This is a genomic window from Streptomyces zhaozhouensis (genome assembly GCF_900230195.1).
GTDB classification, from domain to species: domain Bacteria; phylum Actinomycetota; class Actinomycetes; order Streptomycetales; family Streptomycetaceae; genus Streptomyces; species Streptomyces zhaozhouensis.
The window spans coordinates 20,288-34,572 of record NZ_OCNE01000020.1; the positions used below are offsets into that span (position 1 = coordinate 20,288).

The 14,285-nt window shown below is 73.3% G+C and carries 6 protein-coding genes; 2 read left to right on the forward strand and 4 right to left on the reverse strand.

From position 1 onward, the window contains the following. The first annotated feature begins 147 nt into the window (after positions 1-147). A complete protein-coding gene (locus CRP51_RS23135; protein WP_097233252.1) occupies positions 148-5,106 on the forward strand; it encodes an NAD-glutamate dehydrogenase in 4,959 nt (1,652 codons plus the stop codon). A 168-nt stretch (positions 5,107-5,274) separates the two neighbouring features. On the opposite strand, the gene CRP51_RS23140 is transcribed toward CRP51_RS23135, so the two are convergent. From CRP51_RS23140 to CRP51_RS23155, 4 genes are all read right to left on the reverse strand, one after another. Beyond that, on the reverse strand, positions 5,275-6,186 hold the full coding sequence (locus CRP51_RS23140) for a carbohydrate ABC transporter permease (RefSeq protein ID WP_097233253.1): 912 nt from the start codon (positions 6,184-6,186) through the stop codon (positions 5,275-5,277). Positions 6,187-6,197: 11 nt separating this feature from the next. After that, positions 6,198-7,496, reverse strand: a complete 1,299-nt coding sequence (locus tag CRP51_RS23145) for a carbohydrate ABC transporter permease (protein ID WP_097233254.1) — start codon at positions 7,494-7,496, stop codon at positions 6,198-6,200. A 20-nt stretch (positions 7,497-7,516) separates the two neighbouring features. Then, positions 7,517-8,890: an ABC transporter substrate-binding protein gene (locus CRP51_RS23150; protein WP_097233329.1), complete on the reverse strand. Its 1,374-nt coding sequence runs from the start codon at positions 8,888-8,890 to the stop codon at positions 7,517-7,519. Positions 8,891-9,343: 453 nt separating this feature from the next. Continuing rightward, complete coding sequence (locus CRP51_RS23155; protein WP_439333209.1) at positions 9,344-11,995, reverse strand: FHA domain-containing protein; 2,652 nt, start codon at positions 11,993-11,995, stop codon at positions 9,344-9,346. A 464-nt stretch (positions 11,996-12,459) separates the two neighbouring features. Between CRP51_RS23155 and CRP51_RS23160 the strand changes: the two genes are divergently transcribed. After that, entirely contained in the window at positions 12,460-14,172 is a 1,713-nt protein-coding gene (locus CRP51_RS23160) for a serine/threonine-protein kinase (RefSeq protein WP_097233255.1), read from the forward strand. The last annotated feature ends 113 nt before the right edge of the window (positions 14,173-14,285 follow it).

Sequence of the window (14,285 nt, forward strand, 5' to 3'; positions counted from 1 at the left end):
CCTCTCTCGGCGTCTCCGCCAGCTCGGCGGCCGGCCTGTCGACTGACTTCCCCCTCGGTACCACCGGAAGCATCCCAGCCATCCGAGCGAGCGCTGTCCGGTGACCGTTTCTCGACGTCACGCGACGGTGCGCGACAGGAGCAGGACATGCACAGCAAGCTGGACGAAGCCAAGGACGAACTGCTGGCGCAGGCGGCCCGGGTGGCCGACCACGGCCCCAACCAGGGACAGCCGCCGGCGCACGGGATGGACCCGGACGCGCTGCGCGCCTACCTGCGGCGCTACTACCTCTTCATCGCCCCCGAGGACGTGACCGAGCGCGACCCGGTCGACCTCTACGGCGCGGCCCTCGCCCACCACCGGCTCGCCGCCGAGCGCCCGCAGGGCACGGCCAACGTCCGGGTCTACACGCCCTCCGTCGACGAGATCGGCTGGACGTGCACCCACACGGTGGTCGAGGTGGTCACCGACGACATGCCGTTCCTGGTGGACTCCGTCACCAACGAGCTGTCCCGGCAGGAGCGCGGCATCCACCTGGTGGTCCACCCGCAGGTCGTGGTCCGTCGCGACGTCACCGGCCGGATGCTGGAGGTGCTGGACACCGGGCGTGACCGCGAGGGCGCGGTCGACCCGGAGCAGCTGCCGCCGGACGCCGTGGTCGAGTCGTGGATCCACGTGGAGATCGACCGGGAGACCGACCGGGACCAGGTCCGCCAGGTCGAGGCCGACCTGCGGCGGGTCCTCGGCGACGTGCGCGAGGCCGTCGAGGACTACCAGAAGATGCGCGCCACCGCGCTGCGGATCGCCGAGGGGCTCTCCGACGAGACGCTGCCCGACGAGCTGGGCCGGCAGGACGTCGACGAGGCGTCCGAGCTGCTGAGCTGGCTGGCGGCCGACCACTTCACCTTCCTGGGGTACCGCGAGTACGAGCTGGCCAGGGAGGACAACGGCGGCGGCTCCGACGAGCTGCTCCCGGTGCCCGGCACCGGCCTGGGCATCCTCCGCTCCGACCCGCCCTACCCGGCGCCCGACGAGGACCATCCGGCCGCCTCCTCCGCGTTCAACCGGCTCTCCCCGACGGCCAGGGCCAAGGCCAGGGAGCCGAGGCTGCTGGTGCTGACCAAGGCCAACAGCCGGGCCACCGTCCACCGCCGTTCCTACCTGGACTACCTGGGTGTCAAGACCTTCGACGAGCAGGGCAGGGTCGTCGGCGAGCGCCGCTTCCTCGGGCTGTTCTCGGCCGCCGCCTACACCGAGTCGGTGCGCCGGGTGCCGGTGATCCGGCGGAAGGTCGCCGAGGTGCTCCAGGCCGCCGGCTTCAGCGTGCAGAGCCACAGCGGCCGCGACCTGCTGCAGATCCTGGAGACCTACCCGCGCGACGAGCTGTTCCAGACCCCGGTCGAGACGCTGCGCAGCATCACCACCGCGGTGCTCCGCCTCCAGGAGCGCCGCCGGCTGCGGCTCTTCCTGCGGCAGGAGGAGTACGGCCGTTACTACTCGGCGCTGGTCTACCTGCCGAGGGACCGGTTCACCACCTCGGTGCGGCTGCGGCTGAGGGGGATCCTCCTGGAGGAGCTGGGCGGCCAGAGCGTCGACTTCACCGCGTGGAACACGGAGTCCGTCCTCTCCCGGCTGCACTTCGTCATCCGCGTCGCGCCCGGCACCGAGCTGCCCGAGCTGACCGAGGCCGACCTCGACCGGATCGAGGCCCGGCTGGCCGAGGCGTCCCGCTCCTGGACGGACGGCTTCACCGACGCCCTGCTCGCCGAGTGCGGCGAGGAGCAGGCTGCGGACCTGGGCCGCAGGTACGCGCACGCGTTCCCCGAGGGGTACAAGGCGGACTTCCCGCCGCGCGCCGCCGTCGCCGACCTCCAGCACGTGATCGGGCTGCGGCCGGAGGAGGGCGCGGACTTCGCGCTCAGCCTCTACGAGCCGGTCAACGCGGGCCCGGGGGAGCGGCGTTTCAAGATCTACCGGACCGGCGAGCCCGTCACCCTCTCCGACGTGCTGCCGGTGCTCCAGCACCTGGGCGTCGAGGTGGTCGACGAGCGCCCCTACCAGCTGCGGCCGACCGAGGGGTCTCCCACCTGGATCTACGACTTCGGGCTGCGACTGCCCGAGGCGCTGGCGGACAGCCTGGGCGGCGGCGCCAGGGAGCGCTTCCAGGACGCGTTCGCCGCGGCCTGGACGGGCGCGGCGGAGGACGACGGGTTCAACGCGCTGGTGCTCACGGCCGGTCTCACCTGGCGCGAGGCGATGGTGCTGCGCGCCTACGCCAAGTACCTGTGGCAGGCCGGCGCCCGGTTCGCCCGGGAGAACATGGAGGCCACCCTCCGGCGCAACGTGCACACCACCCGCCTGCTGGTGAACCTCTTCGAGGCCCGGCACGCCCCGCAACGGCAGAGCGCGGGACGGGAGTTGACGGACGGGCTGCTGGAGGAGCTGGACGGCGCCCTGGAGCAGGTGCAGAACCTGGACGAGGACCGCATCCTGCGCGCGTTCCTCACCGTGATCAAGGCGACCCTGCGGGTCAACTACTTCCAGCACGACTCCCAGGGCAGCCCGCACGCCTACCTGTCGATGAAGCTCGACCCGCAGGTGATCCCCGAGCTGCCGGAGCCGCGCCCGGCGTTCGAGATCTGGGTGTACTCGCCGCGTGTCGAGGGCGTGCACCTGCGCTTCGGCAAGGTCGCCAGGGGCGGGCTGCGCTGGTCGGACCGCAGGGAGGACTTCCGCACCGAGATCCTGGGCCTGGTGAAGGCCCAGGAGGTGAAGAACACGGTGATCGTGCCGGTGGGCGCCAAGGGCGGCTTCGTCGGCAAGCGGCTGCCCGACCCGGCGGCCGACCGGGACGCGTGGCTGGCCGAGGGCATCGCCTGCTACCGCACCTTCATCTCGGGGCTGTTGGACATCACGGACAACCTGGTGGACGGCGCCGTGGTGCCGCCGGCCGACGTGGTCCGGCACGACGGCGACGACACCTATCTGGTGGTCGCCGCGGACAAGGGCACGGCGACGTTCTCCGACATCGCCAACGAGGTCGCCCAGTCCTACGGCTTCTGGCTCGGCGACGCGTTCGCCTCCGGCGGCTCCGCCGGGTACGACCACAAGGGGATGGGCATCACGGCGCGCGGCGCCTGGGAGTCCGTCAAGCGCCACTTCCGCGAGCTGGGACACGACACGCAGACCGAGCCGTTCACCGCGGCCGGGATCGGCGACATGTCGGGTGACGTCTTCGGCAACGGGATGCTGCTGTCGGAGCAGATCAGGCTGGTGGCCGCCTTCGACCACCGGCACATCTTCCTCGACCCCGACCCGGACGCGGCCGTCGGCTACGCCGAGCGGCGCCGGCTCTTCGAGCTGCCGCGTTCCTCCTGGGCCGACTACGACACCTCGCTGCTCTCCAAGGGCGGCGGCGTGCATCCGCGCAGCGCCAAGTCGATCGCGCTGACCCCCCAGGTCCGCGAGGCGCTCGACCTGCCGGAGAGCACCGTCTCCCTCACCCCGGCCGAGCTGATGCGCGCGATCCTGCGCGCGCCCGTCGACCTCCTGTGGAACGGCGGCATCGGCACCTATGTGAAGGCCGCCTCCGAGTCGCACGCCGACGCGGGGGACAAGGCCAACGACGCGATCCGCGTCAACGGCCGCGACCTGCGCGCCAAGGTGGTCGGCGAGGGCGGGAACCTGGGCCTGACCCAGCGGGGCCGCATCGAGTTCGCGCTGGCCGGCGGCCGGTGCAACACGGACGCCATCGACAACAGCGCGGGCGTGGACACCTCCGACCACGAGGTCAACATCAAGGTGCTGCTGGACGCCGTGGTGGCGGCCGGCGACCTGACGGGCAAGCAGCGCAACGCCCTGCTCGCCGAGATGACCGACGAGGTCGGCGACCTGGTCCTGCGCAACAACTACGCGCAGAACGTCGCGCTGGCCAACGGCGAGGCCACGGCCTCCGGCCTGGTCCTGGCGCACCAGCGGGTGATCGGCCGGCTGGGCGAGCGGGGGCTGCTGGACCGGGAGCTGGAGTTCCTGCCGTCGGACGACGAGATCCGCGAGCGGCGCGCCGCCGGGCACGGGCTCACCCAGCCCGAGCTCTCGGTGCTGCTGGCCTACGGCAAGCTGACCACCACGGCCGAGCTGCTGACCACGGAGCTGCCGGACGACCCCTATGTCGGGAGGCTGCTGCGGGCGTACTTCCCCGGCGCCCTGCGGGAACGATTCCCCGAGCGGATCGAGCGGCACGCGCTGCGCCGCGAGATCATCACCACGGTGCTGGTCAACGACACGCTCAACGTGGCCGGTTGCACCTTCGTCCACCGGATGCAGGAGGAGTCGGGGGCGTCCACCGAGGAGATCGTGCGGGCGCACACCGTCGCCCGGGACATCTTCCGGCAGGCCGAGATCTGGGACACGGCCGAGCGGCTGGACAACGAGGTGTCCGCCGACACCCTGACCCGCATCCGGCTGCACTCCCGTCGGCTGGTGGAGCGCGGTGCCCGCTGGCTGCTCAACAACCGCCCGCAGCCGTTGAAGCTGGCGGAGAACACGGAGCTGTTCGGCGAGCGGGTCGGCCTGGTCTGGGCCGAGCTGCCGAGCCTGCTGCGGGGCCGTGAGCTGGATCATCTCAACGCGCAGCACGCCGAGTTGGCCGAGGCCAAGGTGCCGGACGAACTGGCGCGGCGGGTGGCGGGGCTGTCCGCGGTCTTCTCCGCGCTGGACATCGTGGCGGTCGCCGACCGCACCGGCCGCGAGCTGCTCGACGTTGCCGAGGTGTACTACCACCTCAGCGACGAGCTGAGCATCTCCCGGCTCCAGGAGCGGATCAGCGAGCTGCCCCGGCTGGACCGCTGGCAGTCGATGGCACGCACCGCGATCCGGGAGGACCTGTACGCGGCGCACCAGCTGATCGCCGCCGACGTGCTGGCCGCCGGCGGTGCCGAGGCCACGCCGGAGGAGCGGTTCGCGGCCTGGGCCGACCGCAGCGCCGCGGTGCTCAACCGGGCGCGGGCGACGCTGCACGAGATCCAGTCCTCGGACAGCTTCGACCTGGCCAACCTCTCGGTGGCGATGCGGACGATGCGCACCCTGCTGCGCAGCAACCGCTGACCCGAGCGCACACGACGGTGGGCCGGTCCCGGGAAGTCCCGGGACCGGCCCACCGGTCGTTCGTGGCTCTTCGGGAGGCGCGGGCCGCCCTTCAAGGGGGGCGCGGGCCGGGTGGCCCGCGCCCGCGCTCGCCTGGGAGCGCGGGCGCTCACCTCACCGCGTCGGTGCTCACTTCACCGCGCCGGCCATCACGCCGGAGACGAACTGCCGCTGGAAGGCGAAGAAGATCGCCAGCGGGATCAGCATCGTCAGGAAGGCGCCGGGGGCCAGCACGTCGAAGTTGCTGCCGAACTGCCGCATCTCCTGCTGGAGCGCCACCGTCATCGGCGGCGAGCCGGCGTCGGCGAAGATCAGCGCGACCAGCATGTCGTTCCAGACCCACATGAACTGGAAGATGGCCAGCGCCGCGATCGCCGGGCCGCCCAGCGGCAGCACCACCCGGAAGAACAGTCGGAGCTCGCCCGCGCCGTCCAGCCGCGCGGCCTCCAGCAGCTCCCGTGGGATCTCGGCGAAGAAGTTCCGCAACAGGAAGATCGCGAACGGTAGGCCGAACGCCGAGTGGAAGAGCACCACCCCGGCCGTGGTCTCGAAGATCCCCAGGGTGTTGAAGAGCCGCGCCACCGGGATCAGCGCCACCTGGATCGGCACGACCAGCAGGCCGACGACGACCAGGAACACCCAGTCGCGGCCGGGGAAGTCCATCCAGGCGAAGGCGTAGGCGGCCAGCGCGCCCACCACGACGACCAGCGCCGTCGCCGGCAGGGTGATCGCGACGGTGGTCCACACCGAGCCGGTGAACTTCTCGTTCCCCAGCAGGCTGTCGTAGTTGCTGAAGCTCCACTGGCCCGGGTCGGTCAGCGCCTCCCACCAGCCGGTGGAGGCGATGTCCCGGGGATCGCGGAACGACGAGACGAGCAGCCCGGCGGTGGGCAGCAGCCACAGCACGCCGACCACCACCAGGATCACCCGCACCACCGAGCCGGAGGCGAGGGAGGCGAGGCGTTCGCCCCAGGGGCGGCGCTGCGGGCCCGCGGGCGCCGAGGCCGGCGCGTCGGCCGGGTCGGGTACGTGTGCGGTCATGGTGGGAGCGGTCACCGCTGGTTCTCCCGTCGCAGCCTGCGCAGGTTGACGATCATCACCGGCACCACGAGCAGCAGCAGGAACACCGCGATCGCGCTGCCCACGCCCTGGTCGGCTCCGGTGCCGAAGGAGGACAGATAGAGCTGGAGCGCCAGGACGTTGGCGTCCGCCTGACTGGAGCTTGGCGCGATCACATAGACCAGGTCGAAGATCTTCAACACGTTGATCATCAGTGTCACGAACACCACCCCCAGCACCGGGGCCAGCAGCGGAACGGTGATCCTGCGGAACACCTGCCACTCGCCCGCGCCGTCCACCCGGGCCGCCTCCAGGGTCTCCCTGGGCACGCTGGCCAGGCCGGCGGCTATCAGCACCATCGCGAAGCCGGCCCACATCCAGACGTAGCTGGCGATGATCGCCGGGGTGACGACGTTGGGGCCGAGCCACTCGATCCCGTTGTAGGGGGAGGTGAAGTTGTCCGAGGTCAGGCGGAGTTGAGCCCCGTCCGCCTCGGCGGGCAGGGTGAACGTGCCGTCGTCGCCGGTCTTCGTGTCGGCGACCACCCGGCCGTCGACCACCGCCTCCACCTTGATCCCGGAGAGCGCCAGCTCCTCGGGGTCGATGGTGTTCTCGGCGCCCGCGCCGCCCCGGGTGAAGTCCATCCACACCGTTCCCGACACCTCGCCCGGGTCGCCGCTCGGCGCCACGGCCGGCTCGGCGTCGGAGAGTTGCGGCTGCGGCACCGCCACGAGCGGGAGCAGCGCGGGGGTGCCGGCGGTCACCGGCTCGGTGAGCAGATAGGAGCCGTCCTCCTCGACGGTCAGCGGACCGCCGGGCCGGGGCTCGGCGTCGGGCCAGCCGCTGGACTCGGCGAAGGTGTCGTGCACCGTCGTCGCCAGCGCGTTGGCCAGACCGCGGTCCGGGTTCTGCTCGTAGACCATCCGGAAGATGATTCCGGCGGCCAGCATCGAGATCGCCATCGGCATGAAGACGACCAGCTTGAAGACCGTCGCCCAGCGCACCCGCTCGGTCAGCACCGCGAAGATCAGACCCAGCGCGGTGGCCACCGTCGGCGCCACCACGATCCAGATCAGGTTGTTCTTCAGCGCCGTCCTGATGCCGTCGTTGGTGAAGATCTCCTTGAAGTTGTCCAGGCCGACGAAGCTGTCGCCCGAAGCGTCGAACAGGCTGCGCTGGATCGAGTACCCGATGGGGTACACCACGAGCGCGCCGAGCAGCAGCAGCGCCGGGAGCAGGAAGCTCGCCGCCACCCAGGGGCGTGCCCTGATCACCGCCTTGCCGGAAGCCATGGGTTGTCAGTCTCCGTCCGTCAGTGGCCGTACGCGTCGGCGGCCTGGGACTCCAGGTACTCCTGGGCCCGCTCGATGTCGTCTGGGTCGCGCAGGAAGTTCTGGAGTCCCTGCCACATGCCCTGTCCCGTGGTGCCGCCGAACGCGGCCGGGGTCTGGTCCGACATGTCGAACCTGAAGTCGTCGCCGGCGGCGATCAGCGCCTCGGCGATGCCCCGTTGGACGTCGTTCGGATAGACGTCGAACTCAAGGGACTTGTTGGGCGAGACGAAGCCGCCCGGCTCGGCCCAGATGGCCGCGGCGTCGGTGGAGGCCAGATAGGTCAGGAACGCCTCCTGCGCCTCGCTCATCTCCCCGTCGGGCGCGACCGCCACGGCGGCGTCGCCCGCGGACACCACCGGCGGGTCGCCGGCCCCGACGGCGGGGAACGGGAAGACCCGCGCGTCCACGCCGACCTCGGCGTCGGTGTTGTCGGTGATCACCGAGCCCACGAAGTCCGCCTCGAAGACCATCCCGGCGTCCGGGGTGGTGAGGTTGGAGAACGTGTTGGTGACGGAGGTCGGGAAGTCCGTCTGCAGCGAACCGCTCTGGCCGCCGAGCAACAGCCTTCCCTCGCCGAAGAGTTCGCCGAGCGTGGTCAGCGCCTCGGTGACGCTCTCGTCGGTCCAGGGGATCTCGTGCGCCGCGAGCCGGTCGTACATCTCGGGGCCGGCCTGGGAGAGATAGATGTTCTCGAACCAGTCGGTGAGCGTCCAGCCGTCGCCGCCGGCCACGGAGACCGGGGTGGTGCCCGACTCCCAGACCGTCCACGCGGTGTCGACGAACGCGTCCCACGTGTCGGGTGCGGAGACGCCCGCGTAGTCGAAGGCCGTCGAGCTGTACCAGACCAGCGACTTGTTGGCGGCCTTGACGTAGACCCCGTAGAGGTCGCCGTCGCCGCCGGCCGCCAACTGCTGCCAGCCCTCGGTGTAGTTGGCGTCGAGCTGTGCCCGGGTGGTCTCCCCGAGCGGCGCTATCCAGCCGTTGTCCGCGAACTCCCGCAGCACACCGGGCTGCGGCACCATCACGACGTCGGGCGGCGCGCCGCCCTCGATCTTGGTGCCGACGAACTGGGAGACGTTGTCCCCGCTGGGCACCACCGTGACCGAGGCCCCGGTGCGGCGTTCGAACTCCTCGGTCACCCGCACGAAGTTGTCCCGCTCGGCGCCGGTCCACACCGCGCCGACCTCCAGTGACTCCCCGCTCAGGTCGGGGAGTTCGACGGTTGGCTCCCGCTGCGCCGCTTCGCCCTCCTCGTCGCTGCCACAGGCCGACAGGGCAAGCGCCGTGGTGGCCACCACGGCCGCCGTCGCCCGTTTCACTCTCCGGCCTGGGCTTGGGCCCGAACCGCGCATGAACACCGCCTCAATCCTGGATGCGGCAACCCCCGTCTGCGCAGGGCCTGCCACGCCGCACGTCCCTACGCCGCCTGTTCCTACGCGCTGCCCGGTATCCGATCAAGACGGAGGTGACCCCCACGGGCCTTTGTGATGCTGCTGTAACGTCCCGCGCGGACAATGCGGGGCCAATGCGCCAGGGGGTGTCCCGATGGCCTGAAGTGGTCGTTGCGATGACGTGCCGGACTACCGCAACGACCTGCGGCGAAACCGGTCAGGACCGCGGGCGCGGACCGGGCGGAACTGGCCGGAACCAGACCCACGGCGACGCGCGGTCTCGTGCGGTACCGGGGAGTCTCGTGCGGTCGCGAGCGGTCCCGAGCGGTCTGGTCGGGTCTCGTGCGTTCTTCGGGGAGAGCGGTGACGGTCGGGGCGGCGGGCCCGCCGCCCCGACCGTCACCCCGCTTCGCGTCAGACCGGGGTGGCGGGCGCCGACTCCTTCGGGGAGGCGGCGCGCGCCGCCGCGCTGGCCAGCAGCGCGATGTCGGTCGGGCCGTTCCCCAGCTCGCGGACCGGGCGGCGGGCCGGCGGATCGCCGAGCCGCGCCCAGTCGAGCCGGGTCACCGTCGGGCGGAGCGTCGCCGTACGCGGGATGCGGCCCGTGATCCGGCCGGCCTGCGTGGGGGCGCGACCGCCGTCCACGGTGCGCAGCTCGCCGCGGCCGACGGGCGCCCCCGTCAGCACGAGCCGGGCGGCCGCCGCGAGCCGCAGCGGGTCCTCGCCGGCCGGCGGCCCGCCGGCCAGCACCAGCCGCACGCCGAGCGCGGGGCCCTCCCGCCGCACCGCGTCCAGCGCCCGCATCATCGAGCCCGCCGCCTGCCGCCCGGGGGCGCCCAACGGCGGCGAGACCAGCGCCGGCAGATCGTCGACCAGCACCACCAGCCAGGGCAGCGGGGCGCTGCCGGGCGCGCGCATCGGCGGCTCGGACTCGGGGCCCAGCGCCTCCCCGCCGCTGCGCGGCGCGACCACGCGCCCCTCGCCCAACTCCCCGGCCGCGGGGGTCAGTCCCTCGCCGAAGCCGCGCCGCGGATCGAACGAGGCGCCGCCCAGCAGCAGCGCCCGCCGCTTCAGCTCACCGCGCAGCGCCTGGGCGAACGCCCTGATCCGCACCGGGTCCGTCGCCCCGACGTGCGAGGCGACCTGCGGCAGCTCCGCCGACGGCGCCAGCCCGTCGCCCTCGCCCTCTACCAGCAGCAGCGACAGCTCGCGCGGGCCGAGCGTCGCGGCGAGCGAGGCCGCCAGCGCGTTCAGCGTCTCGGTGCGGCCGGAACGCGGGCCGCCCTCGACCAGCAGCGGCACACGGGAACCGCCGAGGCCGAAGGAGACCGGCCCCCGCTCGCCCGCGCCGAGCACCAGCGGCAGCCCGGTGCCGCCCGCCCAGCGCCGCCGCAGCGCCGCCGGGGTGACCCGGGACAGCTCAAGCACGTCCAGCAGACGGCAGCTCTCCGGCAGCGGCGCCGTCCCCGGCTGGGCGCCGCCGGGGCCGCCCGCGCCCTCCTCGCGGAGCGGGGCCAGCGCGCGGGCGAAGCGCTCGACCCACGCGGGCGAGACCGCGTCGGCGCTGGCCGCCGGGCCCGGTCTGCCATCGGGTCCGACCAGCCGGACCGCCGTGGCCATCGCGCCGCTGAGCAGGCCCACCGAGCCGCAGGCGGCGAAGGCCGGATGCGCGGCCCGGGCGGCGCCCAGCGTCTCGGCGACGGGGGAGGAGGGGGTGGCCGGCGGCGTCTCGGCGAGGCAGAGCAGATGCACACCCGCGGCCGGGCCCTCGACCGCCAGCCGCGCCAGCCGCCGGGCGGCGGCTGGCGAGAGCCCGCCGTCCACCAGCACCACCGAGCGCCTGGCCGGCGCCCGGCCCGCGCCCGGCGCCTCGATCTCCGTCAACTCCCGCAGCCTGGCGGCCACCTGCTCCTCGTCGAAGCCGAGCAGCAGCCGGCAGTCCTGGCCGCGCGCCGGGCGGGTGTGCGGCAGCCAGCCGAGCCAGGACCACTCGGTGGCCCGGCCCGGCGCCAGCACCACGAGCTCCAGCGCGCTCGGCGGGTGGAGCGCGGCCAACTGCGCCAGCACCGCGCGGGCCAGCCCGGCGATCCGCTCGCGCGGCCCGGCCAGGCCGAGCGATCCCACGGCGGGCAGGCTGACCGTGACCGGCGGCAGCCCGTCGGCCGGGCTCTGTGCCGTGCCCAGCCTTATCCCGTAGGCGTCCGGGCTGCCCGGCCCGCGCTCCCAGAGCCGGGGGCCCGACTCGACGGCCAGCAGCAACAGGGCGGCCAGATCAGGCCAACGCGACTCCTCGGCGGGCGCGATCCGGGCCACCGGCTCGGCCGCGACCGGCTCCGGCGGGGCCTCCTCCGGGCGCCCCGAGGCGCGGCGCCCCCAGACCGCGCGGCGCTGCACCCGGGTCGGCGGCGGCTCGGGCGGGGGCCCGGCGGCCCCGCCCGCGCGGGCGGGCGCCGGGGCGGACGCCGGCGGCCCGCCGAGCGCCGGCTCGCGCGACCGCTCCTCGGCGGTCAGCACTCGCAGGGCCGACTCGCCGAGCCGCAGTATCCCGCCCGGCGGGAGCGCGACCGGGTGCTCCCGCACCGGGCGGCCGTCCAGCCAGGTGCCGTTGGTCGAGCCGAGGTCGGCGACGGTGATCGTGCCGTCGGGGGCCAGCGTCAGCGCGCAGTGCAGCCGGGAGACGTCCGGGTCGTCCAGCGCGATGTCCGTGTCGGCCGAGCGGCCGATGGTGGCCGTGCCGCCGCGCAGCAGGTGGACCCCGCCCGCGTCGGGGCCCGAGGCGACCAGCAGCCGGGCCGGCACCGGCTCGGCGCCCGGCCCCTCCAGCGGCCGGTGCAGCGAGAGCACCGCGCCGTCGACCAGCGGGGGCTGCCCCAGCTGGCTGAGCGCCGGGTCCAGCCTGCGGTCCTCGCAGTAGACGGCGCCCGGTGTCGCGCCCCCGGGCGTGACCGCGCTGGCCAGGGAGCCGACGACGGCGGAGAGCGGGGTGTCGGCGGGTGCGGAGACGGTCACGTCGACGCCGTCGGCAACGCCGGGCCCGAGGACGGTCACCCTGATCTGAATCGGCATCGCGGCCCTCCCGGTCACTCCCGGCTGTCATGTCCCGACCCGCGGGGATGCGGATGATGCTGGTGGCATCCTCGCACCCGTCACTGACAGCGGAACGCGCATCTGATGCTTAATGATCTTGATTGGCTATATCTGACCAGATCTGATCGGTCGTTACCAGGGGTGGCCCTTCCCGGGCCGGTACCGGCCCGGATCGTTGCGGCAGCAGGACCGCCCGCGTTCCGCCGGGGAGGCGCCACCCGGCACCCCATCATCCACCGCCCTCCGCGCCATCCCGCGCGCCCCCTCCGGGGAGCCGCGCGCGATCACCCCGACGCGCCCCCACGCAACCGACCCGGCGGGTGCCGCGTCCCACCCGGCAGTGCCCGGGGCGAAGCCCCGATGTCACCCGGTGGCACTACAGTGCGGCACTACAGTAGGTGTCTCGGGACACGTGACCATCAGCGAAGCATCAGGGAGCCAGCGTGCGGCCGGTAGGCAGCAAGTACCTGCTTGACGAGCCGCTCGGACGCGGCGCCACCGGCACCGTCTGGCGCGGGCGCCAGCGCGAGGCCGCCGGCTCGGAGGCCGCCGTCCAGGGGGAGCCGGGCGAGCTGGTCGCGATCAAGGTCCTCAAGGAGGAGCTGGCGCACGACCCCGACGTGGTGATGCGCTTCCTGCGCGAGCGCTCCGTCCTGCTGCGGCTCTCCGCCGCCAACCACGGCAACATCGTCCGCACCCGCGACCTGGTCGTCGAGGGCGAGGTGATAGCCCTGGTGATGGACCTGATCGACGGCCCCGACCTGCACCGGCACCTCTACGAGAACGGCCCGATGACGCCGGTCGCCGCCGCCCTCCTCACCGCGCAGGTCGCCGACGCCCTCGCCGCCGCGCACGGCAAGGGCATCGTCCACCGCGACCTGAAGCCGGCCAACGTGCTCCTCGCCGGCGGCCGCGACGGGCAGCCGCTGCGCCCGATGCTCACCGACTTCGGCATCGCCCGCCTCGCGGACTCCCCCGGGGTCACCAGGGCGCACGAGTTCGTCGGCACCCCCTCCTACGTGGCCCCCGAGTCCGCCGAGGGCCGCGAGCAGACCTCGGCCGTCGACGTCTACGGCGCCGGCATCCTGCTGTACGAACTGGTCGTCGGCCAGCCGCCGTTCGGCGGGGGCAACACCCTCCAGGTCCTCCAGCGCCACATCAGCGAGCAGCCGCACCGCCCCGACGGGGTCCCCGGCCCGCTGTGGACCGTCATCGACCGCTGCCTGCGCAAGTCCCCCGACGAGCGCCCCTCGGCCGCCAACCTCGCCCGCGCGCTGCGCGCCGTCGCCGCCGGCGTCAACGAGAACGCCACCCCGGACCAGCGCAACGCGGCGCTCGGCGTCGGCGCCCTGCTGCTCCCCGAGAGCTCGCCGGTCCGCGTCCCCGGCACCGGGATCAGCCCCGAGGGCTCTGCCGAGCCCACCCAGGTCATGCCGGGCGGCTCACGTGGCGCCCCGGACGCGGGCGGCGCGGACTCCGAGGCCGCGACCAACGTGATGCCCAGCGTCGGAGCCGACGGCGGCCGGAGCGACGGCCTCGGCGACACCCGGTCCATGCCGGCCCAGCCGCCCACGCCGCCCGAGCCCGAGGGGCCGCACCCGTGGGGCGACCAGATGCGCGCCGCCCGGGACCGCAACGAGCCCACCCGCGTCCAGCCGGTCCACCAGGAGCCCCAGGACCCGCTCTACCGGCAGCCGCAGCGCCAGCCCCAGCGGCGCCCCCAGCGGCGCCCGCAGCAGCGGCAGCCCCAGCAGCCGCCGCAGCCGAGGCCGGACCCCTACGGTTACCCTCCGCAACAACAGCAGCAGCGCTACCAGCCGCCGCCGCAGCAGTACCAGCGCCCCGTGCCGCCGCCGTACCAGGAGCCCGAGCCGCGCCGGGACCGCGAGCCGCGCGGCCGTTCCCGCAGCGCCAACCCGATGCGGATTCCCGGGCTCGGCTGCCTCAAGGGCTGCCTCTTCATGCTGCTCATTCTCGTCGTGATCGGTTTTCTCGTCTGGAACTTCACGCCGCTTCAGGACTGGATCGCCGACGGCAAGAGTTTCTGGAACACCGTCACCGACTGGTTCGACGACGTGCGGGAATGGCTCGGCCTGATCGACGAGGCACAGCAGAACGTCGAAGACCTCCAGGACAGCGTTCCCGGCGGGGAGTGAAGCGGGGCGAATGGAGGCCCCGCTTCCGTCCGTTGGTGAATCCCGATCACGATCACCGCGCAACTCGTCGATGATCTCGGTGATTTATCGACTTCCCGTCAGGAATTTCGTCC